This is a genomic window from Methylobacterium sp. A49B, from assembly GCF_053346215.1.
Window position 1 is genome coordinate 1 of record NZ_JBKFBO010000005.1, and the last position, 276, is coordinate 276.

A 276-nucleotide genomic window follows, 5' to 3' on the forward strand; every position below is an offset into this window, starting at 1 on the left:
GGACGCCACAGGATCGCTCCCGAAGCGCCGCGGGCAGGTGCGGTCAGGAAGCACAAAATAGGAACATTGTCAAGGTTCGTGCCGTCGGGCGCCCGGTCGACGCGTGCTCGACCGTCATCGCGCGCAGCGAAGCGACCCAGGGCAGCGCGACGTCGGCCGGCGTGACGCCGCTGGCTTGCTCCGCTGCGCTCGCAAGGACGACGGTGCCGAGCATATCAGCCGTAGCCCTTGGCACATCGGCCGAGCCTGCCGTCATTCCGAGGCGCCGCAGGCGAG

Annotated in this window: 1 protein-coding gene; it reads right to left on the reverse strand. The window is 69.6% G+C overall.

All coding sequences use genetic code 11. The annotated features are described in order from the left end of the window. Window positions 1–43: 43 nt before the first annotated feature. On the reverse strand, window positions 44–276 hold a 233-nt coding region (locus ACLBX9_RS00470), incomplete at its 5' end, for a hypothetical protein (RefSeq protein ID WP_447717522.1).